This window comes from Bacillus sp. SRL543, assembly GCF_984799205.1.
Window position 1 is genome coordinate 2,502,908 of the sequence record NZ_OZ481794.1, and the last position, 21,917, is coordinate 2,524,824.

The following is a 21,917-nucleotide window of genomic DNA, read 5'->3' on the forward strand; positions in this document are numbered from 1 at the left end:
CTAGATGTCTAAGTTGCCTTGTAAAGGTAAATTTTCCAGGCAGCGTCCCCTGATGTGAATTTCTTCTCCAGCTCCAGACCGTTCTCACCGCTGTTAACAATCGGGACGGCAGAAAAAATATATTCCCCTCCCATATCCTTGAAGGCACCAGTATCCAATTCCAGATTTTTGAGTGTCTTTTTGGAAGTTTTTTTAAACATATAATGCTTGCCCAGCTCGGCTGTGAAAATATAGCATCTTCCCCCCCACTCATCGAAATAGCGGCGGATGGTTTTATTTTTTGCCAATTCCTCCGCAATTATTTTCCTGAACCGGTGCTTATAAGAAAGAGAGTAGAAATTATTATACGTATCCAGGGTGTAAAAGCCGCTGTACTGAGCAATGGCCGGATGGATGCCTATGCTTGCGACCCGGTAATCCGCCTGCGGCCTGCCTATATATTCTTCTATTTCTGTGAATAGATCTTCGGCATAGAATTCTTTGACAGAAGGCTTCCTGCTGTAAATGATTTCATCATTGAAAGCTCCCAGTAAAAGGATTTGAGCGATAATGACGGCCAGGATGCTCTTTCTGCTGTTTGACGAAATCCAGACTATCTTTAGAGCGAGAGCAAATGACACATATATGATCAGCGGCCGCAAAAAATGGAACCTGGCAAAATTGAAGGTATCCATAAAATGGAACCGCTCTGTCAATGGGAGCCATCCTTTATAGAACCAGAAAGCGTACCAGACAGAAAGAAGAAAGTTCAAAGCAAATAAAAAGAGGTAAATTCTCTCTTGCTTCCAGCTTTTATTCTTCAAGACCAGAAAAAAAGCATAAAGAGTGACAGGAAGGATAATCAGTCCATGCACCGTCATGACATGCGTGTGGCCCAAAACAAAGTTTTTAAAAGCGAGCCTGACGCAATGAGCGAATGTCAGCCTTGCATGAAAGTATTCATCCCGGCTGTTATCTTCTTCTGAAAAAAGAAACGAAAGGACAAGACGGTATTCGACCAGCAGATATAAAAGTGTCATGCCGGCAATAGCCGCAGCGAATCGCAGATTGAGGCCTTTTCCCCTGAACATGTCAAACAGCCATATTCCTCCCATTGCAGCAAGGAAGAAGAAAAATCCGAGAACAAAGCTGGAGTAAAAAGGAAGCAGGGTGAGCGCAAGATAGCTTTTCCAGTCGGCCTTCCCCTGCCGTATATTCAAAAAAGCCCACAGAGCCAGGGGCATACCGAGGGTGCTCAGCATTCCAGAAGGCCAAAAGGGAGTCAGTGCGAAGGCCAGCGCTGCCCCAACCCTGATGGCTGACCATTCTGGTTTCCTGGTAAAATGCGTTTTCAGCAAAAGATACATGCCCAGGAAGGCTGCGCATCTTGTAAGAAGCTGATTTAGGGCATAAGCTGTCATGGTCGGAAAAATAGAAAACAGCCACACAATGCCGCTGAATTCAGTTCCAAAGGCATTGCGCGGCAGGCCGTTGATTACCTGCGGTATGACTGCCTCTGCCGTTCCATATGTCTGGCCGCTTTCTTTAAGGACTTTATACCACGCCAGGTTAGAATCCAGGTTGTCATGAACGCGTATATGCGCATCTTCTCCAAGTATGAATAATGGGCTTACATACAAAGCAATGACAGCCAGCGCCATGAAGATATTCTTTCGGTCTTTCCGTAATAAATTTCCGGTCAATTCATACACCCCGCCAACTCTTGCATTGCTATTAAATTGTGCCGGGCCCAGGAGAACTATTCCTTTTTTTCCTGATTAAAAGCTGCATATCCCGTTTGTCCCCGTTCATATGTTCAGTAAAGTGAACTTTTTCAAGTAAATTCTGCTGGGAGGTACAAAGCATGATCAGAAAAGCGGTTATTCCGGCAGCCGGCCTTGGCACCCGTTTTCTGCCCGCTACAAAAGCCCAGCCAAAGGAAATGCTTCCGGTTGCCGACAAGCCTGCGATCCAATACATCGTTGAGGAAGCAATAGCTTCCGGCATAGAGGATATCATCATTATTACCGGCAGGAATAAACGCGCAATCGAAGACCATTTTGATAAATCGGTCGAACTGGAGCTTATGCTTAAGAAGACATGCAAATATGATCTCTTAAAGAAGGTCGAAGCTGCCTCCAATCTGGCCTCCATCCACTATGTGCGGCAAAAGGAGCCGCTGGGGCTTGGACATGCGGTTCTTTGTGCAAAGCAGTTCATCGGTGATGAGCCTTTTGCCGTCCTCCTGGGTGATGATTTGGTCGATTCCTGCATCCCGGCCCTTTCGCAAATGATCGGCCAATTTAACGAAACAGGAGCCTGTATGATTGGCGCGCAGGAAGTTCCCTGGGAAGATGTTTCAAAATACGGAATCATTGATTACTCATTCAAAGCAGGCAGCACGTGCAAAATTGAGCGGCTTGTTGAAAAGCCTTCACAAAATTCGGCCCCGACCAATCAGGCAATCATCGGGCGCTATATCCTTACTCCTAAGATTTTTTCCATACTGGAAACACTGCAGCCTGACCATTCAGGAGAAATTCAGCTGACAGAAGCACTGTCGCAGCTCCTGAAGAAGGAATCTATGTATTCATGTCTGATTGAAGGCCGCCGCTATGATACCGGCGACAAATTTGGCTTCCTGCAGGCTTCAATAGAATTTGCATTGAAAAACGAAGAAATTAAAGAAAAGCTGGAGAGATATTTGTATAGTCTGCACCATAACACTGACCGCTAAGATAAGAGAAAAAAAGACACTCTCAAGCGGAGTGTCTTTTCATGGTTAATCCTCAGATGAAAACAGCTTTTTCCGATCCCACCTGCCAAATTTATAATATGAAAAAGCGATCACGCTGCTGATGATGAAACTTGTTCCCATACCAAACGCGATCCCCTTTTCCCCCATCCACAGTGCAAAGAGATAGGTCAAGGGATACCTCAGCACCCAAAAAGAGATGATGTTGAGCACAAGCACCTGGAACATAGCGCCGGCTGCCCTGACTATGCCATTCAAAACAAAATTGAGACCGAGGAACGGATAAAAGAAAGCGATCGATATAAGATAGCTTGTGCCAAATTCAACGGCTCCCGGCTCTGAAATGAAAAGCGAAATCCCTGCTCTTGCCAAAACAACAGCACCGCCGGCAATCAAGAGCATGATGCCCAGATTATAGAGAGATCCATACAGTGCGATCTGGTGGACCCTTTTCCACTGACCAGCCCCAATATTCTGCCCAGCCATGCTGTTGACCGCCGTGCCGAGCGCCGAAGCCGGCAGCATGATTAGGCTGTCTATCCTCTGGGCTGCGCCAAAGCCTGCTACTGTATCAGTGCCAAAGGAATTCACCACACTCATAATCGCCATAACCCCTGCTGAGATCACCATCATCTGCAATCCAGATGGTATCCCTAATCTCAGGATTGTCCATACTTCTTCTTTATGAGGCATGAATGGCAGGGAAAATGGTGCAAGCTTTCTTTTCAGCACAATATACATGCCTGATATGAATGCGATACCCTGGGCGACAAGAGTGGCATAAGCAGCTCCGTCAATCCCCCATCCCAGGACAGAAATGAACACCGGGTCCAATATACTGTTAAGGACTACTGCGACCATCACGAAAATCAGCGGCGTCCTGCTGTCCCCCAGGGAACGAAGGATTGTGCCGATAAAATTGTACCCGAATAAAAAGAGGATACCGAGGAAATTGATCTTTAAATATGATTCCGCTTCCGGAATCATGGCCTGCGGAGTATCGAGCCATTGGAGTATAGGCTCTGATGCCAAATATCCAGCGGCACCCAGCCCCAGCGAAAGGAGGGTGAGGATGATCACAAAGCTATTGAGATATTGCCTCAGCCCCTTTTCATCATCACCTCCCTTTTGCTGTGACAGGATTGTCAAGGCAGCATTGTTGATTCCGATAATGAATGACAGCACCGTAAATATGACAGTACTTGAAACCGCAATGCTGCCGAGGGAGGAGGCTCCAAGCAGATTTCCCACCCAAAGGCTGTCGACAAACTGGTAAGAAACCTGCAGCAGGTTCGTCACCATGATGGGGGTGGAAAAAATGAACATTTGCTTTAGGATATTCCCTTGTGTAAAGTCTTGCTGGGACATAAAAAACCACACCTTCAACTATGATTGCTTCTATTATTTATCTTTTTAAGTTTAAATTCTACTCAGACGTTTCGAAATTCGAATTATTGCTTCTGCATGGTTTTTTGGGTTTACATTTCAGTAAAAGGGGTATTTTTCCATTTAGGTCCAATTAATCGCTAAGGGGGACAGGATGGAAAAACAATTTTATGCGGCTAAAGGAAAATTCTTTCTGTTTATGCTGATTGTATCGGCTGCTGGTGCATTCTTTGCCTGGCTGGCTGCTGATATGATTTTGCATGAAGAAAACAGAGAAACTATTATGTTGATTGTTTATTGTTTGTTTGCTGTTTTAATGTTCGGATGTGCCCTGCTTTTTGCAAGTATGATCTATGACAAAGCCCCAATGGTTTCTTTCAGCACAGAAGGCCTGGAAGTCAATGGTCCAGGCGGCCCCGGTCTCATTGTCTGGGAAGATTTCCAGGGTATCTTTCCATATGAAGCCCATGGAAATGCTTTTCTGGGGGTTATCGTGAAGGATGAAGAAAAGTACATTGAAAGGCTTCCTGCAAGAAAGAAAAAATTGGTGAAGATCAATCAAGCAACCGGATTTCCACCTTTTAATATTGCTTTGAATTCGCTTAAACACAGGAAGGAATTCGTTGATGAGCTGGAGAGGCGTGAAGTCCCGGTCCTGGTCATGGAAGAGGAATTTGAAGAAGAAAGTGTTAAATGAAAATCATCCCGTCCTCTTGCCAGAGGCGGGATGATTTTTTTTACAGATTCAGTTCCTTGCTTTTACGCGGGGTTTTTGGCCATATGAAGTAGCTGGCAGTGTAGATCAAATCGGCTGCAAGAACAACAGACCAGATTTTCACTACGCTTAACAGCGCCTCTGTTCTTGCTGCATCATTCACGAGATGCACAGTTCCCATCAGCAGGGCAGAGCCGATGATATAAGCAGCTGCATGCCTTGCAAAGCCTTTAATATTGTGCTTTGCATGTTCCATACCATATCTTTTTTCCGGCATTTTGCCCTTTTTGGCGATGTAATATAAGAATCTGTCATCCGCCCACTGGATCATACTTTTTCCAAAAGCAATCGACACACCGATATACACGGCAGCCAATGCATGGGCCTGAGTTGCATCCGAGCCTCTGTACAAATCCCCTGCCGCTGCTGCCAGCAGGATCAGATCCACTGCAGGAGTCATCGCCAGCAGGACGAGACCGGTTTTCTTTTTTTCGAAAAGATAACGCATTGAAAGGCCGGCCAATATCAAAACCCAAAAGCCGATTTCACACCCAATGATAACCCACAATATCCAGTTCATACCTACCCCTTCCAGTACTGTTGTATTGTTTAAACTCATCATATCATCACCTTTTTAGCAATACAAGTGTATCATTTAAAATTGAATACTGTTTTATGGTCTGCTAAACTGGAACCATGCCTAAAATAGTTGATCATGAACAAAGGAAAAAAAGGATTGCCCAAGCCACCTGGCAGGTTATTCTGGACAAAGGGATGGAAGGTGCAACTGTCCGCAATATCGCAGCAGAAGCAGGAGTTTCTCTTGGCGCCCTGCGCCACTACTTCTCCACACAAGAAGAACTGCTTGTTTATGCAATGAAACTGGTAAATGAAAATGTGATAAACAGGGTTACCGAGATTGCACGGAGAGATTTGCCGCCAAGGGAAAAAGTGTATGAGATCCTACTTGAAATCGTTCCAACAACAGATGATAAAATGGCAGAAATGGAGGTTTGGTTTGCGTTTACTGCATACAGCAGGCATAAGGAAGAATTTAGAAGCCTGAAGCAGGGGATTTATACGGGGATTGTACAGATGATAGATTTCCTTAAGTCCCATGGCGAGCTGAAGGATAACCTGGATCACGATCTTGAGACAGAAAAATTATACAGTTTCATTGATGGACTTGCGCTGCACAGCATGCTCGAGCCTGAACGCCTGAAACCGGGCAGAATAGAAAAAACTCTCCGCAGCTACCTGGATGGCATCCTAAAATGACCCAAAAGGACCGGTTCTATTAGAATCCGGTCCTTTTCAGCGTTCATTCAGTTCATGAGGATGCATATGACTGCTGCTCACTGAAAGAAGTGAGCCACTCTGAAGTGCAGCGAATCAGCTCTGCAAAAAAGCTTCCGCTTGAGTAGGTATGGCAGGCTCCATTCACATAATGCAAGGAACATGACCCTTCCTTCCGCTTCCTGAATTTTTCCGCATATCTTCCTGAGTGGGATACCGGGATATCATGATCTGCAGTTCCATGTACAATCAGGACATCGCCCCGGTAAGCCGCAAGCTCTTCCAATGGTTCATATCTTTTCAGCGAAGAAAAGTATTTTTCTGTTAATTGATAGCCCAGATAATCCAATGAAGCTCCCTTGCCCAGTGCCTTTACCTTTTCACTGCCGACAATAGAGGCGATATCTTCATATGGCATTGCAGAAGCCGACCATATAATAAGCTTCCGGATGCGGTCATCCTTGGCTGCAGCCAGGACGGCAACGGCACCGCCGAGGCTATGGCCAATGAGTGAAAGCGAATAAGGATCCGCATATTTCAGCTTCACTGCAAAATCGACGGCAGTGAAAGTCTGCTCCAGCAGATCGGGAAGACCTGTTTCACCATATTCCCCCGGGCTCTCCCCGCAGCCCTCATAGTCAAAGCGGAGGACCAGATAACCTTCCGCAGTGAGACGGTTGGAAGCTTTAACAAACAGCCTGTCGACACCAATCCGGCTGCCTGTAAACCCATGGCAGATGATGACAAGGGGATAGCGGCGGTTTTTGCTGAACCCTGCCGGATAATCGATCGATCCGCACAGGTGCTTATCCTTCCAGGGTATTAGAATGCTTTCTGACATATATAGTCCCTTCCCTCTATTCATTCTTATAAGATCGGTTTTCATGGTAAATTTTTAACAGCTCTTCGTACGGCACCTGGAACAGCTGCAGGCCTTCTTGTTTGTATATACCCATAGACAGCAGCTCTGAAATCAGCTGATCCTTTTTATCTTCTTTTGTCATTGTTAATTTTTCCTTCAATAAAAAAACCCCTTCTGCCCGGTGGCCCGGAAGCAGAAGAGGCTTTTATGCGCGAATGGCTGCCGCTCCTCTCATCTTCCAAGCTTCCGCTTGTTGGATTTGGCACAGTTCTCGCAAGGAGTCTGCTGCCGAGGCTTCATAGGGCCAATTCCCTCCGCCTCTCTGGATAAGAGTAATCCTATAAGTTTTGTTGGAATTAAATATACGCTATTTCTTTTCGATTGTCAAGATGTACTGCTGCAGTTTCCTGTTCAGCTTCTGTTAAGCTGATACAGCCAATGGATTTCCTCCCCGGAAGTGAAATGCATATCATAAGTTTTTATAATGACAGCCTGCTTCGGGTATGTCCATATACTGCCTTGTATGAAGAAATCATATTCCCTGCCTCCCGATGGCAAATCTCTTAAAGCGAAAATAACTGTCAATCACATTCCAGTCTATTTCCCATTCTACTTGAATAAAAATAGGAGAAGACAATTGGGAGGTGGGAATGATGCAGGTCAATCGCGTTCTATCTTTATGGTACGCCCTTTTGGCGATTGCATTCTGGGGGTGTTCTTTTGTATCAGTCAAATGGCTGGTCGATTATCTGGCCCCGGGTGCCCTGGTTTCTTTAAGATTTTTGATTGCTGCCATCTTCCTGGGCTGCCTTCTTACAATATTTAAAGAATCTTTTTACATAAAAAAAGAGCATTTCGCCCATGTTTTTATACTTTCTGTACTTGGTGTGTTCATTCATCAAATGGTACAGGCTTCTGCAATGCTGACGCTGGATGCCTCTGCTGCTGGCTGGATGATTTCTTTCACGCCTGTTTTTACCAGTTTGCTTTCCTTCCTTTTTTTATCTGAAAAGCTTTCACTCCCTAAAGTTGGGGGGATGGTGATTGCTATAATAGGAGTTTTGGCTATTTCGGCGGAAAATACAGGTGGCACACTTCAATTCAAGCCTGGTCTTGGTTATTTTCTCCTGCTTTTCAGCACCTTCAATTGGGCGGTCTATTCCATTTTGTCCAAGAAATTTGCACTTCCCTATTCTTCCCTTGCCATCACATTTTGGACAAGCCTGATAGGCTGTTTGGCGACTCTGCCCTTCCTCTTGAGAAATCGCGGGTATGAAATTTTGTATACCCTACCCATGGACGGATGGCTGCACCTGCTGTTTCTTGGCATATTTGTATCGGCCCTGGGCTACTGGTACTGGGGAAAGGCGCTTGAGGTGCTTGAAGCGACACAGGTTTCGGTCATGATGTATCTGGAACCGCTGTTTACATTGCTGGCAGCAATCCTTATTCTCGGCGAGAAAATTCCGCTGCACAGCAGCATCGGGGGAATTCTAATTATCTTGGGGGTATCCGCAGTAAACAAGCCGGTCCTCGACTTCTTTATCAGGAAGCTTTTTAAATACCCTATAAAATAACGGTGAAACCTTTTTCCAATAATTACATGTTTTTTCGCTTGGATAAATCTATACAGTCCGAACAAGTTTTCCTATAATGGAGATAGATTCATTTAGGAGGGAAATTGTTGAAATCCACTTTCAAAAAAATTTCGAAACCTGTCCCCCTTATTTCATTGGCCATTCTAATAGCTGCTGCTGCACTGTGGTTCAGCCTGTCCGGCAGCAAAGAAGTTACCATTCCCTTTTCTTCCATAGAAAATATCATTCAGGATCATCCTAGTGAAAATGTCATTCTAAAAGAAATGAAAAATGGCACACTGCACTTGACTGCAGGTGCAGCTGAGTATGTCTCACAGGTGCCTCCAAACAGCCAGATGGTTGCCAAACTGATCGAAAATTACAATATCCAGTACAGCTACTCTTCCGCAAATCCATATACATTCTGGATTTTGGGTGGAACACTGATCCTGTTTGCCGGGATCGGCCTTTACCTCCAAAAATCCGGCAAAGGAATATCTACAGCCAATTCAATGAAAAACAGCGCCAGCAAGGCAAAGCCTCTTCCATCCATCACGCTGGATGATATCGGCGGCCTTCAGGATGAAATGAAGGAGGAAATTCTCCAGACACTCTCTATCATTAAAGACAGGGAAGCATCCATCCAGCTTGGTGTAAAGCCGCCAAAGGGAATCCTGCTTTACGGCCCTCCAGGCACAGGCAAGACGCTGCTGGCGCAGGCGATCGCCAAGGAAATCGGCGCTTCTTTCTTTTCAACCAGCGGATCTTCTTTCAATGAAATGTTCGTCGGCGTCGGAGCTTCAAGGGTCAGGAGCTTATTCCAGAACGCCCGGAAGCATTCACCCGCAGTCGTCTTCATTGACGAAGTTGATGCCCTTGCCGGCAAGAGGAAGCAGCATGGCGGGGACGAAAGCGAGAAAACACTGACTGAGCTGCTTGTCCAGCTTGATGGCGGCCATTCAAATGACGGCATTCTTTTCATCGCCGCAACCAACCGCAAGGATATGCTAGATGATGCATTCCTTCGTCCAGGCAGGATTGACTTCTCTTTCCTTGTTCCGCTTCCGGATACAAAAGGAAGGCAGGAAATCATCAGCATCCACACAAAAGGCAAGCTTCTTGCAGAAGATGTCGCAGCTTCCCTGCCTGCACTGGCCGAAAGCACTTCCGGCTTCTCAGGGGCGGACATCAGCTCTCTCTTTGAGACAGCAAGCAGAAGGGCCATCCGCAGCGGAAAAGAAAAGATAGATAAAGAAGACCTTGATTTTGCCATCGACCGGACGGTGCTTGGAAGCACAACACGCCCGCTTCAGGACCCTGAAACGAAAAAGAGGGTTGCCATCCATGAAGCTGGACATGCCTTGATTGCGGCCATTACCAAGCCTGGTTCAGTTAGAAAAGCAACAATCATACCGCGTGGACAGGCGCTTGGATATGTCGCACCGATACCAAAGGAGCTTCATTTGTCTACTTCCAGTGAGCTCCTTGACCAGGTCAGCATGATTCTGGCTGGCGGAGTGGCGGAAAGGCTGTACCTCGGCGAGCACAGCATCGGGGTCAGCGGCGATGTCCAGCAGGCTAAACATATCCTTGAGCAGATGGTGGAAATCGGCTTATTCCAGGACGGTTTCAACCTGACCTTTGTGAAAGCGGAAAAAGAAGCCAAGATGCAGGAGCTGTTCCAGCAGGCTTTAGCGAAAACAGAAATGCTCATTCAAACCCATGAATACGAATTTGAGTGCCTGGTTGCAGCCCTTCTGAAGAAAGAAACACTAGAAGGTGCAGAGGTGCAGGGCATCGTGGGCGAACCATCGAAAAGACAGGAAGCCGACCTTATGCCTGTGTAGAATTGAACTGGAAAAGCAGCCTGGCAGGCTGTTTTTTTTATTGCTGATATACAGTGAACTTCCCTGCCTTTTCATAAAGCGGGCTGGAACAGCCATTCTAGCGGTGCAGGAAAGTGTAAAATGGTTTTGTCGGCCAATTGCGTTGTTCCTGGTGGATAGATATCGGCTTGTTTGGTAAGAAGAGGCTCTCTTTCAAAGCAGGAATTCGCCGGAATAGCGGAGACTCATGCTTCAAATCTCTATCATTCAGCATATTGCTTCCACCGGTACAGCTTGGATTCTTTTCTCTGGAAAGGCCACTATGAAAAAAAGGAGCGGGCCGCTCCTTTCACATGTGGCTTTTATTCTATTAAAACAACTCTGCAGCTGCTGCACCGTCAGGCAGCTCAAATGGATTTTCTTTGTTGATGCGGTCATAAAACATGATGCCGTTCAGATGATCTATTTCATGCTGGACGATGACAGATGCAATCCCTTTCAGGCGCATTTCCACCTGCTCCCCTTTTTCATCGGAATATTTAATCTTGATTCTTTCATAGCGGGGAACATAGCCTTTAACCTCCCTGTCAACAGAAAGGCAGCCCTCACCTTCCGGAAGATAGACCATTGCCGCAGAATGGCTGATGATTTTAGGATTGATAACCCTCAGCTCGTTCACTTCCCCTTTTTCATCCCTGAATAAGGCAGCAAACATTTTTTTATCCTCCCCTATTTGGTTGGCAGAGAGGCCGACTCCAGGCCTGAGCTGATATTTTGTTGCCAATTCAGGATTCTGGCTGTTTTTTAGATATTCCATCATCATTTCCATGATTTCATGGTCTTCCTGGCTGAGAGGAACCTCCACTTCAGCTGTTTTTTGCCGTAAAATTGGGTCTCCTTCTCTGACAATGTCTTTCATTCTGATCATTTTTCTGTCTTGATTGTCCATAACTACCATTCCTTTATTTTTTTTATTTATTTTGCAGAGTCCTTTGCAGGCTCTTTAAATGCTGTCTATTAATTTTCATAATATTTGCTATAATATTTTTGATAGGACTTTTAGAGTGGGAGCTGATGATGTTGCGGGAATTTGCCGAGAATTTGTTTCTTCATTTTTTTATCATGCTGATCATCCCGCTTATGCACAATATAAGCATAAAGCATGAAAAAAGAGCATGGCTCATGTTTTTTGCCGCTGCTGCCTCCTTGATGCTGACTCTGGCATTTCCTGTGAGAATGGCTAATGGCCTTGAATTTGATATGAAATTCATACCTGTATTTTTTTGCTTTTTCTATCTTGGACCTCTGGGAGGATACTTGTCAATCGCGGCCCTTCTGATATTCATGGCCTTATTTAATGCAGAAAATCTTTATGTTACTTGTATCAATTATTTTATCATTTCAATCCCAATGCTGTTTTTACGGAAAAAATACCAAACAATGAATATCCTCGGCAAAAACAGCGTTGCTTTTGCTTTTTATTTTTTTATCACGTTTACCAGGCTGATATATTTCCTGCAGACTGGGCATATTCAGAATGCTGTGAACCTCGGCCTTTTCTTTCTTTTATCATTTGTAAGCTTGTGTGCTGCCATATATATTATGGAAATGTACAAATTGCACGCAGAAATGGCTGAGAAGCTTCAAACAGCAGACAAATCCAATGCCATCAGCCAGCTTGCAGCCTCTGTTGCCCATGAAATCAGAAATCCCATGACGACAATCAGAGGATTCCTGCAGCTGATGAAGGATGAACAAAACCTGACTGACGGCCAGAGATCATATGTATCAACTTCACTTGAAGAACTTGACAGGGCGAATCATATAATCACAGATTTCCTCTCGCTGGCAAAGCCTTCGATATCCTCAAAGGAGAAGCTGCCGGTTACAGATCTTGTAAGGGAAATTGCTGAATTCATCAAGCCTTTTGCCCTTTTATCGGATACAGAAATCAGCTGCCGTATACAGGATGATTTATATATTTATGGGAATGCAAATGAATTCAAGCAGCTGCTGATCAATCTCATAAAAAACGGGGTGGAATCAATGCCGGACGGAGGTTCTATCATTGTCACCGCAGAGCAGGATCAGAAGGAAGTATCCGTAAAAATAAAAGATGAGGGATCAGGCCTCTCACCTGGACAGCTTAAACAGCTGGGCCGCCCCTATTATTCAACAAAAACCAAAGGCACCGGCCTGGGGCTGCTTATTTCATTTGATATCATTAAACGGCTTGACGGTCACTATAAAATCATCAGCGATATGAATAAAGGGACTGAATTCATACTGATTTTCCCTGCGGCTGAAAAAGAATTCAGCGGAAAGCAGCCATTGTAATCAAGGGACCCTGCCCGGTAAGGCAGCGTTCCTTTTTTAGATGAGCAGTGCATCCTCAAACGGAGCGAAAAAAACGCCCTTCGGCCCCAGCATATCTGTTTCTGATTCCCGTTTTTCTCCTTTTACCTCATACTCCCCTTCAGGGAAATAGTCAAACATTCCGCTCGACTTATGAAGCTCAATGAAACAGTCATGAAGTTCGCACATCAATGTCTGGTAGTCTTTATCGTCTATTGGGTCTCCGTATTCATCCAGCTTAAAATTGGCTTTAACCAGCTCTTCAAATTCCAGATTGCCTGAAGAGGCAACATAGAGGTCTACATCACTGCAGTCAATACAGAGCAGCATTGGGTCGTCCTTGATATCCAAATACGCTTTTTCCACCATCTTTTTCAGCATATCTTCTATTTCATCTGCATTTATAAGTGTTTTGGCTGTTTGCAGCATGAACTTTACACCTCCAAAAACGAAAACATTAAGATAGAAAATGAAGTTTCGTATGTGTCCTATTATAACAAACTGCTCCGAATAAGTCGTCTTTCGTGCTGATGCGCCATAATACGCCAGCATGCTTAGTTTTTCGGTAGGAAAAAGTCCCTTCATGTCAGATTCTGCGCTTTCCCGAGAAATATTTCTTATTTCCTGTTAAGGGATATGCTCCAGGCGGAATGTTTTGGGTCTGTCAGGGTAGATTGTTATTATACAATCGTGTACTTGGAAAGGAGAATGAAACATGAATATCCTGATTGTCGGAGCAAATGGACAAATAGGCAGACATCTGATTGAAAAAGTGGCAGAAACTGAACACAAGTCAGTTGCCATGGTTCGCAAAGAAGAGCAGGCAGATGCCCTGAAGAAGCTTGGAGCTGATGAAGTGGTCATCGGTGACTTGGAAAAAGACTTTTCACATGCTTTCAAAGGAGTGGACTGCGTCATATTTACGGCGGGCTCCGGCGGGCATACAGGTGCAGATAAGACCATCCTCATCGATCTATGGGGTGCAATCAAGACGATTGATCTGGCAAAAGAGCATAAGATCAGCCGTTTTCTTCTTGTCAGCAGCATGAATGCAGATACTCCAGATACAGGTATAGAATCCATGAAGCATTATTTTGTGGCTAAGAAACTGGCTGACGATCATCTGCGCTCATCAGGGCTGGATTATACAATCGTCCGTCCGGGCGGACTTCTCAATGAGCCTGCGACGGGAAAAATCCTGCTGGAAGAAAAGATACAGGAATACGGCTCAAGAGAGATAACCCGTGAAGATGTCGCTGCTGTGCTGGCAGAAGCGGTTGACCTTGAGAATACTTATAAGAAAACATTTGAGATCCTGAACGGGAAAACACCGGTTAAGGAAGCATTGAAGCAGGTATAAGCAAGAAAGCCAAAAGCAGGGCTGCTGCTTTTGGCTTTTTTCGGGATTTGTACTGAAATAAATCGAGGACAAATGAAACTATCCGTTTTATCTGTTTTGACAAAAATTATAGAAATCAACCACCGTATGACAGGAAAAATAAATTCTACAGCAGACAAGACTGTGATTTTTAGATTCAATGGCATTTTTAATTATCAAGTATCTTTCATCATTACCTATATCTTCATACTCCCCTTTTATTACCCCACACAAATGTATGCAGCTGGGGCAGAACCCGGACTTCTTTCATTTCTTCATCAAGCATTGCTTTTTCGATCAGCCAGCTGTATTTCTTCAGCTGTTCGCTCAGGAATTCATCATTGTTTGCAGTTGATAGATTTTCATTGCCTGCCTGCAGGTAAAATGGAATTCCGGGATATCGTTTCATAACCTTTTTGCTGTATTCAAAATCGTTTTCATCAAATATAACCACTTTTAAGCTCACCTGGTGCGCAAAGTGATTTGATAGTCTTTCGAAAATATCATCAAGAATTTCGAAATCTGTTATCATCCCTGAGCTTGGCGGCTTAGGCGAGATCGTCAGCTCATCTATGGAATAAAACCAGTCCTGCCAGCGGCTGCCCTGTGTTTCCAGGCATAATTTGATCCCTTCTTTTTTCAAAAGGGCAATCAGTTCGTTTAAATTTTTCAGAAGAGCTGGATTGCCGCCGGAAATCGTGACGAATGAGAAGCCTTCCCCGCCGATTGCTTTAAGCTCATTCCAGATTTCTTCAGCATCCATCTGCCTGATTTGTTCTTTGCCTGTTCCATCCCATGTGAAGGAAGAATCGCACCATGAGCATGAGTAGTCGCAGCCGGCGGTCCTGACAAACATTGTCTTCTGGCCGATGACCATCCCCTCTCCCTGGATGGTAGGCCCGAAAATCTCCATGACTGGAATCTTACTCATTTTCCATCCACTCCCTCCTGGCCTCTGCATAGCTGGTCGGAGTTTCAAACAGTCTCACAAATTCTATCCTTGCATCCTGCTGAGGCGAGTAATCCTTAAGGGAGGCAGACATTTGCTCATAAATCCAGACAACCATATTTTCAGCTGTAGTGTTCATAGGCGGGAGCGTTTCATTCAGATATTTATGATCAAGATGAACTTCAATTTGTGTTTTCCATATTTCCTTAATATCACCAAAATCTATTAAAAGGCCAATTTGATCCACATACCCGCTGATTCCGAAGATGACCTTGTAGGTATGTCCGTGAAGATTTTTGCATTTGCCTTCATAGCAATGAAGATGGTGGGCCGCATCAAAAGTGAATTCCTTGCTCACCAATACTCTTTTTGTATGATATTTTAGCTGGTTTTGCTTTATATCTTCATTTATTTTCTGAAGCTTGTCGACAATCCGGAAGCCATACATATTAGACACCCTGCCTTTCAGCAAGATAGTCTTCCAGCCCGCGCTTCCGCAGCCTGCAGGCAGGACATTCCCCGCAGCCGTCAGCAATGATGCCCTCATAGCAAGTCAGTGTCTGCTCTCTTACATAATCAAGCGCCCCCAGCTCGTCAGCCAGCTTCCATGTTTCCGACTTATTCAGCCACATGAGCGGTGTGTGGATGACAAATTGGCTGTCCATTGAAAGATTCAGTGTAACATTAAGCGATTTTACAAACTGGTCGCGGCAGTCGGGATAGCCGCTGAAATCTGTTTCGCATACTCCTGTTATAATATGCTTGGCTGCAACCTGGCTGGCAAGCACGCCTGCAAAAGATAAAAACAGCAGGTTCCGGCCTGGGACGAAGGTTGAAGGAAGCTCTCCCGCCTTCTCCTCTATCTTGATATCCTTCCTTGTCAAAGCGTTTGGCGCCAGCTGATTTAATAGGCTCATATCAAGCACATGATGCTGGATAGCTAGATCAGCGGCAATTCTTCTGGCACAATCAAGCTCAGCAATATGCCTTTGACCGTAATTGAAGGTGACTGCCTCCACCTCTTTAAAGTTCTTCTTTGCCCAAAAAAGGCAGGTTGTGCTGTCCTGGCCGCCGCTGAAGACGACAATTGCTTTTTCGTTTTTCATGTTTTTATCTCCTTTAACAGAAAAACAGCACCACTAAGAAAGCGGTGCTGTTTTTCTTAGTTTTTTTGAGAGGGTAGCTAGAACCTCTACCGTTTCGGGAACGGATTTTTATACAGTTGTCGGAAATGACAGATTTCATTTTACCACAAATATATGAGTCTATAAAAGTTTGATTACCTTTTTCTCAATATAAATGTTTGATGCCCGAGGCACGTGGTATATAAATAATGCAAGCCAAGATATTAAAGGAGGGACTGGAAGCGATGGATCGCAGAACAGCGACTTCAAGATTGGTATTTGGCGTTGCACAAGAGGAAACCTTTACAGACAGGTCAATTGGGACACTAGTCCTGAATCGATATACGTAAACATCGATTCGGCCCCGATGTCAGGTTTCACAGATCCTCTACGCAGGATTGAGAAAAAGCGCCGATTCAAGGAATTGGCGCTTTTTCTCGTTAACGGCCATTTCAACACTGTACTTGTCTTTTAATTACCTGCCTCACTGTTATTGAGGCAGGGCCAAAACTAATCAGGAGGGACTGGTATCGATGATTCGGTTAACAGCGACTTCACGTTTATCGTTTGGCATTGAGGGAAAGACCCATTTTGCTTACCGGTCTAAGGGTCCGCAGTTTTATGGCCGCTATATGATTATCCGGTAAAGAGCAAAAAGCGCCGGCAGTAGCCGGCGCTTTTTGCTTTCTGCCGTAATAATGGATTTCTCCCCTTTTTTGTGCTAGAATCCCCTTTAAATAACCAGCCACAAGGAGTATTAACATGACAGCTTATCAAATTATCTTTTTGGATATTGACGGCACCATCCTGCGTCCTGATGATACCATACAGGAATCTACCAGGCGTGCAGTCGCACAGGCAAAAGAAAAAGGTCTTGAAGTGTTCCTTGCCACCGGCAGGCCTTTGCATGAAATAGCAGACATCGGCAAAGAACTGAATATTTCCTCTTTTATCGGATATAATGGGGCCTTTGCTGTCCACAAAGGCAAAACGATACTGGATAAGCCGATGGAGCGGCCAGTGATTGAAGAATATTTGCAAACGGCAAAGAAGCACAAACATGAAGCAGTGCTTTATTCAAGTGAACAAAACTTATTGACCGATAAAGATGCCGGTAAGATGAAAGACTTCCTCGCTAAGTTCCATCTTCACAAAAACGAGCTGATCAAGCCTGAGCACTTCGATCAGATCCTCGGAATGACAGTCCTTTCTCTTAAAGAAGGAGACCAGCATCTTTATGAAAGTAATGGAATTCATCTTTCTCAGGTTAATGTAGATGGAATGCGCGACTGTTATGATGTGATCCGTGATACAGTCAATAAGGGCTATGCCCTGGAGGTCGTCATGAATGAGCTTGGCATTCCCCGGGAAGCCTCGATCGCTTTTGGCGATGGGATGAATGATAAAGAAATGCTGAAATATGCCGGGACAGGCATCGCTATGGGCAATGCACATCCTGACCTTTTACAGTATGCAGACAAAAAGACGACCACTGTGTCAGATTCCGGCATTTTTAACGGCCTGAAAGAGCTTGGAATAGTAAACTGAATCTGCAGCCGGAAATCATTTCCGGCTGTTTATTTTATTGGATTTCAGTTCTTCTTCCAAAGCCAGCATCGTTTCAGAGAGCTGCACCGTTATTTCTGATAATTCATTCTTACCTTTTTTGCCGCTGCTCAGATCAATGGGACGACCGATTTTAATCAGGATGGGCGTGCCTGACAGCAGTGCCTTGACGGTTTCAGGTCCATAAAAGGCAGCAGGCACGATCACCGTCTTTGCCATGCTGGCAATTGTGACAGCCCCCCTCTTCAGGGATGCCTCCTCGCTCGACCTTGTGCCTGATGGGAAGATCCCCACTGTGTTCCCTTTTCTCAAAAGCTGGAGTGGAACCTTCAATGTGCTTGTGCCAGGATTTTCCCTATTAACAGGAAAAGCATTAATGCTTGTTAGAAATCTGCCTGCCAAATTCTTTTCAAACAGTTCTTTTTTGGCCATAAAGTGAATCTGCTCCGGAAAAACTCCTGCACCCAGTGCGACTACATCGACCCAGCTTCTGTGTGTACAGGCAATCACATACCCTTTTTCATCCGGCAGATTTTCCTTGCCTTCTATAATAAACTTCCCTCTTGATTTAAAAACCGCAATAGCCAGCCGGGCAAAAAAATTATACATCCTGCTGCCCCTCCCTCGTTGACATGATTTATCATTATTTTAACACCAATTATTAGTATCTGGTACTAATAATTATAAAAATAAGGCTGTGTTAAATATAGTTGTTGATTCTGGAACACGAACAAAGCCAAAAATAAAGGACGGGCTGTTTAGGAGCCCGTCCTTTCCTCATTCAAATGATTCCACTTCAAGGAGATCCCAGGATGTGATGAAGCCTTGCGGTTTTTCATTATAGCCGCCATGCTCTGTAACAATGATTCCTTCCAGCTTTTCATTCTTTGCATGGTGATTTTCGAACATATTTTCAATTTCAAAGATATCCAAATCGGCTGGAGCAAAGGCGATTTGATGCTTGAATTTCCTGTTATAAAGTTCCTTGATTTTCACTTCCTTCAGGCTGACAGAATCCTCGGAAAAATGCTCAGACATCCATTTGACGATTTCTGCTGAAGTAAGGAGCCAGCTGTATTCTTCTTTTTCGTTATAAATCGGGAATTGTGAATGCGAGAAACTATTGATGACGGAAAGCACATCTGAAAGCTTCCCCTCTTCATAAAAATAAAAGACCGGCTTAGCTGCTACAGAGAGTGCTGTTTTAGGTTTCTCAAAATAATCGGCGATCTTTTCGATCTTTTCCACAGTTTCCAGATGCGGCTCTGCAATATAATAGCCGAGGTCTATTTTTTCATGGACGATTGCATTTCTCAGCTTGGCGAATTGAAAAAGATCAACCTCGTAACTTCTTACAAGTGAATGGCTTTTCCCCAAATCGACCAGCTTATGGAATTTGTCGGTGCGCGCGTTTTTAACTGATTGCTTCAATGCTTTGTGAATGCGATTGAACGCGGCTTCAAAGCGCTCAGACAGGTTTTTCTCTGCTGTTTCTGCCATTATAATCTCTCCCAGGAATAAAATACTTCGTTTATCTATTCCCTGATTCGCTGAAAAGCTAACATTCTATACGAAAGTATGGGATTTCCTGATTAACATACTCTTAAGAAATATACTTAAAGGATGCTAATTTGTGATAATCTCAGATGGTTTTGATTCTTTGCCGGTTGAGCTGACTGCTGTAATATAGTAGGATAATGCTTGTTCATCGTCAATAGCTATGCTCTTTCTTTCATGAGCTGAAACACTGGCTGCATGGATGAAGTCTCCATTTTCGGTGCTGCTGTATATGCGGTATCCGGAAATATCACCGCTTCTGACTGCATGCCAGGTAAGCAGACCCCCGCTTATTTTTACATGATCTGGCGCTGGCAGTTCTTCGCCGGTCTCTGCTCTATCTTCCTGACCAGATGTGAGTACTGTGTAAACGACAAGCCTTTCTTCATGTGTGTTTGTTTGCCGATTGTAAGTGCCTGTGCACGTTATCAGGTTAAGCCTCCGTTCTTCAGAAGGACCGAAAACTTCGCTAATGGGTGCGCGGTCATAAGGATAGCTTTTTAGTTCCTGAACTTCAAAGGTATAGCTTAGTCCATCCTGTGCTGTTACAATCACTTGATCACCTTTTGCAAGATCTTTTAAATAGAAAAAAACAGCGGGTCCTGCTTTACTGTCTACATGTCCAGCTATGACACTGCTTCCTTTTTCTCCCGGTTTTATTCCCGGTTCAAACCATCCGGCGGATTCGTTGTCATCGGGAACCCCCATCGCGCCATTCTCCAGAACGCCTACCTTGCCGACCGTGGCCTCTATTCCCAGAGAAGGGATTTTTAATGATACGGGTACTATTCCTCTCAGATCCTTAATTTCCTTGGTTTCAGCTTTCTTTTCAACAATATGGAATTCTTCTTTAATCTCAGCCTTTTTTATAGACTGCTCATGCTTTTGTTTAATAATCGGGGGATCTTCCCATTCAATGCTGTCTTTATTGCTAAAGCCTCCGATTGTAAAACAGATCAGGCTGCCGGCAAGCAATAAAGCTGGTTTTTTCATGACTCCGCCTCCCTGCCCTGCTGTTAATCAAAACCCGGAAGAGACCAATCCCCTTCCCAATTTTGCTGCAATTATTTTATTGCAATTATTTTACTGCTTTTCTTCTGAAAGAATATACTCCTCCGGCTGCAAGCATCGCACCAAGTGCAATCCACAGAACCGAAGCCGAATCCACAGGATTGCTTGCTCCTCCGAAGCCTGTTTTAGGCATTGATTCCGGCATGGCCGTTCCTGCAAATTTCTCAGGCATCTGAGTGACAATTGCATTTCCGAGTACTTCCCCAATCGTGAACATAGCAGCAAATCCTTCACGGAAAGTTCCTGCTGACTCCTCATAATTCCCAGCTTTATATTGGTCAAAAGCCATGAGGACCTGGTTTTCATGTGCTTTTACAGCTGCTTCAGCATCAGCTGCAGGAAGATTGCCTTCTGTTGCCGCACCGAGAAATTCGCCGAAATCTTTTGCAAATTGGTCAAGCTGGGCCCTTGCTGCTTTGGCAGCTTCTTTATCTCCTTCAAGCTCAGCTGCCGCTATTTTGCCCTGGGAATTAATGTGATCAGTCTGCCATATTTTTTCAAATTGCTGTGCCCCTGCATCACCGTAAATGCTGCCTATAGCTGCCTTGAAGTCTGCAGTGTTGGCATTTTCTGCCCAAGTGATGAAATCATAATCCTCTGACTGAGCGTATCCTTTTTCCATTCCCATGACTGCCAACGCAAAGTGTTCGGAAGCTAGGCTATTAAGGGCTGACCTCAGATCGGCCGCTGGCGTGTCAGAAGAAGAATTTGCAAACTTTTCCGGCATTTGAGCTGTGATGGCTGATGAAAGTGCTTTGCTGATGGAGAACATATGCTTATACCCTTCACGGAAGCTTTTGTATGCTTCCTCGTATTCACCCTCAACATAATGATCAAAGGTTTCAATGACTTGGTCTTCGTGGAGGCTGACTGCTTCTGCAGCGGCTTCTGCCGGCAGCTTCCCTTCTGTTGCCTTGCCTAGGAAGGTGGAAAATTCATCAACAAATTCGTCAACTTCTTTTTCTGCTTCCTGTCTGGCAGCTTCATCATTTTTCTTTGCTGCTTGCACGAAGGTGTCTGCATAGCCGTTATGTCCGCGGAAAATCCTTTCAAACCCAGCAGCTCCTTCCTCACCATATATCGAGGCAATTGCAGGTGTCATGTCGAGTGCATTCTGGTCCAGCGCGTTTGTTAGTGCTTCCGCATCCTTGGCACCTTCAAATGATTTGGTCATAGATGAAACCGCAAGTACATAATGCTCGGATAAAAGCTGATCCAGGGTTGCCCTTAGATCGGCGGCTGGTGTTTTTACCGTTGGTGTCTGTTCTGCAGCAGATCCTGCAGAAGGAAATAGAAGTGAAAGCCCCAGTACAGGAACAATCATTTTTTTCAGGTTTTGTTTTAAGTTCATGTGATGCACTCTCCTTTTCGTCATTTTATTTTTTGATTACATCTACTAAACGCAGTAAATTTTCATTTGGATCACAATATATATACATTTTTTAATATTTTTCATTTTGAAAACATTCAGTGTGTTTTAATAGAATCAATTACACTTGATTTCCATCAACAGAGCCGCAT

General features: G+C 44.6%; 22 protein-coding genes and 2 riboswitches. Of the genes, 8 read left to right on the forward strand and 14 right to left on the reverse strand.

The features are described from left to right. Nucleotides 1-8 precede the first annotated feature (8 nt). A complete protein-coding gene (locus tag AC4E8B_RS12605; RefSeq protein ID WP_490213738.1) occupies nucleotides 9-1,640 on the reverse strand; it encodes a DUF6044 family protein in 1,632 nt (543 codons plus the stop codon). 203 nt (nucleotides 1,641-1,843) lie between these two features. Here AC4E8B_RS12605 and galU point away from each other — a divergent pair, with 203 nt between their 5' ends. Next, the gene (gene galU, locus AC4E8B_RS12610; protein WP_490213739.1) at nucleotides 1,844-2,716 is read left to right on the forward strand and encodes a UTP--glucose-1-phosphate uridylyltransferase GalU; all 873 of its coding nucleotides are present in this window, start codon (nucleotides 1,844-1,846) and stop codon (nucleotides 2,714-2,716) included. A 45-nt stretch (nucleotides 2,717-2,761) separates the two neighbouring features. Here galU and AC4E8B_RS12615 read toward each other — a convergent pair whose 3' ends face one another. After that, nucleotides 2,762-4,102: an MATE family efflux transporter gene (locus AC4E8B_RS12615; protein ID WP_490213740.1), complete on the reverse strand. Its 1,341-nt coding sequence runs from the start codon at nucleotides 4,100-4,102 to the stop codon at nucleotides 2,762-2,764. A gap of 172 nt (nucleotides 4,103-4,274) precedes the next feature. On the opposite strand from AC4E8B_RS12615, the gene AC4E8B_RS12620 reads away from it, so the two are divergent. After that, nucleotides 4,275-4,817 (forward strand): STM3941 family protein, encoded by a 543-nt coding sequence (locus AC4E8B_RS12620; RefSeq protein WP_490213741.1) that lies wholly within the window; start codon nucleotides 4,275-4,277, stop codon nucleotides 4,815-4,817. A 40-nt stretch (nucleotides 4,818-4,857) separates the two neighbouring features. Here the strand turns inward: AC4E8B_RS12620 and AC4E8B_RS12625 are convergent, their stop codons facing one another. Continuing rightward, nucleotides 4,858-5,415 carry a hypothetical protein gene (locus tag AC4E8B_RS12625; protein WP_490213742.1) on the reverse strand — a complete coding sequence of 186 codons (558 nt, stop codon included), beginning with the start codon at nucleotides 5,413-5,415 and terminating at the stop codon, nucleotides 4,858-4,860. Between the two features lie 116 nt (nucleotides 5,416-5,531). Between AC4E8B_RS12625 and AC4E8B_RS12630 the strand changes: the two genes are divergently transcribed. Further along, nucleotides 5,532-6,113, forward strand: a complete 582-nt coding sequence (locus tag AC4E8B_RS12630; RefSeq protein WP_490213743.1) for a TetR/AcrR family transcriptional regulator — start codon at nucleotides 5,532-5,534, stop codon at nucleotides 6,111-6,113. A 52-nt stretch (nucleotides 6,114-6,165) separates the two neighbouring features. On the opposite strand, the gene AC4E8B_RS12635 is transcribed toward AC4E8B_RS12630, so the two are convergent. Both AC4E8B_RS12635 and AC4E8B_RS12640 read right to left on the reverse strand, forming a co-directional pair. Then, nucleotides 6,166-6,972 carry an alpha/beta hydrolase family protein gene (locus tag AC4E8B_RS12635; protein WP_490213744.1) on the reverse strand — a complete coding sequence of 269 codons (807 nt, stop codon included), beginning with the start codon at nucleotides 6,970-6,972 and terminating at the stop codon, nucleotides 6,166-6,168. 16 nt (nucleotides 6,973-6,988) lie between these two features. Further along, nucleotides 6,989-7,153 (reverse strand): Fur-regulated basic protein FbpA, encoded by a 165-nt coding sequence (locus tag AC4E8B_RS12640; RefSeq protein ID WP_490213745.1) that lies wholly within the window; start codon nucleotides 7,151-7,153, stop codon nucleotides 6,989-6,991. A 68-nt stretch (nucleotides 7,154-7,221) separates the two neighbouring features. Further along, nucleotides 7,222-7,326: riboswitch (SAM riboswitch) on the reverse strand. 317 nt (nucleotides 7,327-7,643) lie between these two features. Here AC4E8B_RS12640 and AC4E8B_RS12645 point away from each other — a divergent pair. After that, on the forward strand, nucleotides 7,644-8,570 hold the full coding sequence (locus tag AC4E8B_RS12645) for a DMT family transporter (protein ID WP_490213746.1): 927 nt from the start codon (nucleotides 7,644-7,646) through the stop codon (nucleotides 8,568-8,570). Nucleotides 8,571-8,677: 107 nt separating this feature from the next. Then, nucleotides 8,678-10,417 (forward strand): AAA family ATPase, encoded by a 1,740-nt coding sequence (locus tag AC4E8B_RS12650; RefSeq protein ID WP_490213747.1) that lies wholly within the window; start codon nucleotides 8,678-8,680, stop codon nucleotides 10,415-10,417. Nucleotides 10,418-10,766: 349 nt separating this feature from the next. On the opposite strand, the gene def is transcribed toward AC4E8B_RS12650, so the two are convergent. Then, on the reverse strand, nucleotides 10,767-11,345 hold the full coding sequence (gene def, locus AC4E8B_RS12655) for a peptide deformylase (RefSeq protein ID WP_490213748.1): 579 nt from the start codon (nucleotides 11,343-11,345) through the stop codon (nucleotides 10,767-10,769). A 125-nt stretch (nucleotides 11,346-11,470) separates the two neighbouring features. On the opposite strand from def, the gene AC4E8B_RS12660 reads away from it, so the two are divergent. Further along, a complete protein-coding gene (locus tag AC4E8B_RS12660; RefSeq protein ID WP_490213749.1) occupies nucleotides 11,471-12,733 on the forward strand; it encodes an ATP-binding protein in 1,263 nt (420 codons plus the stop codon). Nucleotides 12,734-12,769: 36 nt separating this feature from the next. Here the strand turns inward: AC4E8B_RS12660 and AC4E8B_RS12665 are convergent, their stop codons facing one another. Then, nucleotides 12,770-13,180, reverse strand: coding sequence for a hypothetical protein (locus AC4E8B_RS12665; protein WP_490213750.1), 411 nt, complete (start codon nucleotides 13,178-13,180; stop codon nucleotides 12,770-12,772). A gap of 286 nt (nucleotides 13,181-13,466) precedes the next feature. On the opposite strand from AC4E8B_RS12665, the gene AC4E8B_RS12670 reads away from it, so the two are divergent. Then, on the forward strand, nucleotides 13,467-14,111 hold the full coding sequence (locus AC4E8B_RS12670) for an SDR family oxidoreductase (RefSeq protein ID WP_490213751.1): 645 nt from the start codon (nucleotides 13,467-13,469) through the stop codon (nucleotides 14,109-14,111). A 223-nt stretch (nucleotides 14,112-14,334) separates the two neighbouring features. Here AC4E8B_RS12670 and queE read toward each other — a convergent pair whose 3' ends face one another. The 3 genes from queE to queC are packed head-to-tail and all read right to left on the reverse strand — an operon-like array spanning nucleotide 14,335 to nucleotide 16,184. Continuing rightward, nucleotides 14,335-15,060, reverse strand: a complete 726-nt coding sequence (queE, locus tag AC4E8B_RS12675) for a 7-carboxy-7-deazaguanine synthase QueE (protein ID WP_490213752.1) — start codon at nucleotides 15,058-15,060, stop codon at nucleotides 14,335-14,337. Then, complete coding sequence (gene queD, locus AC4E8B_RS12680; RefSeq protein ID WP_490219652.1) at nucleotides 15,053-15,535, reverse strand: 6-carboxytetrahydropterin synthase QueD; 483 nt, start codon at nucleotides 15,533-15,535, stop codon at nucleotides 15,053-15,055. Before queD ends, queE begins: the two co-directional genes overlap by 8 nt. Further along, nucleotides 15,528-16,184: a 7-cyano-7-deazaguanine synthase QueC gene (gene queC, locus AC4E8B_RS12685; protein WP_490213753.1), complete on the reverse strand. Its 657-nt coding sequence runs from the start codon at nucleotides 16,182-16,184 to the stop codon at nucleotides 15,528-15,530. The genes queD and queC overlap by 8 nt, the downstream gene beginning before the upstream one ends. A 50-nt stretch (nucleotides 16,185-16,234) precedes the next feature. Next, nucleotides 16,235-16,277, reverse strand: a riboswitch (PreQ1 riboswitch). 687 nt (nucleotides 16,278-16,964) lie between these two features. Here queC and AC4E8B_RS12690 point away from each other — a divergent pair. Beyond that, nucleotides 16,965-17,750, forward strand: a complete 786-nt coding sequence (locus AC4E8B_RS12690) for an HAD family hydrolase (protein ID WP_490213754.1) — start codon at nucleotides 16,965-16,967, stop codon at nucleotides 17,748-17,750. Nucleotides 17,751-17,765: 15 nt separating this feature from the next. Here AC4E8B_RS12690 and AC4E8B_RS12695 read toward each other — a convergent pair whose 3' ends face one another. The 4 genes from AC4E8B_RS12695 to AC4E8B_RS12710 all read right to left on the reverse strand — a co-directional run bounded on the left by AC4E8B_RS12695 (nucleotide 17,766) and on the right by AC4E8B_RS12710 (nucleotide 21,747). Then, on the reverse strand, nucleotides 17,766-18,377 hold the full coding sequence (locus AC4E8B_RS12695) for a lysophospholipid acyltransferase family protein (RefSeq protein ID WP_490213755.1): 612 nt from the start codon (nucleotides 18,375-18,377) through the stop codon (nucleotides 17,766-17,768). A 168-nt stretch (nucleotides 18,378-18,545) separates the two neighbouring features. After that, nucleotides 18,546-19,268: a CBS domain-containing protein gene (locus AC4E8B_RS12700; protein WP_490213756.1), complete on the reverse strand. Its 723-nt coding sequence runs from the start codon at nucleotides 19,266-19,268 to the stop codon at nucleotides 18,546-18,548. A gap of 126 nt (nucleotides 19,269-19,394) precedes the next feature. Next, nucleotides 19,395-20,318, reverse strand: coding sequence for a class F sortase (locus AC4E8B_RS12705; protein WP_490213757.1), 924 nt, complete (start codon nucleotides 20,316-20,318; stop codon nucleotides 19,395-19,397). A gap of 85 nt (nucleotides 20,319-20,403) precedes the next feature. Next, nucleotides 20,404-21,747 (reverse strand): copper amine oxidase, encoded by a 1,344-nt coding sequence (locus AC4E8B_RS12710; RefSeq protein ID WP_490213758.1) that lies wholly within the window; start codon nucleotides 21,745-21,747, stop codon nucleotides 20,404-20,406. Nucleotides 21,748-21,917: the final 170 nt, after the last annotated feature.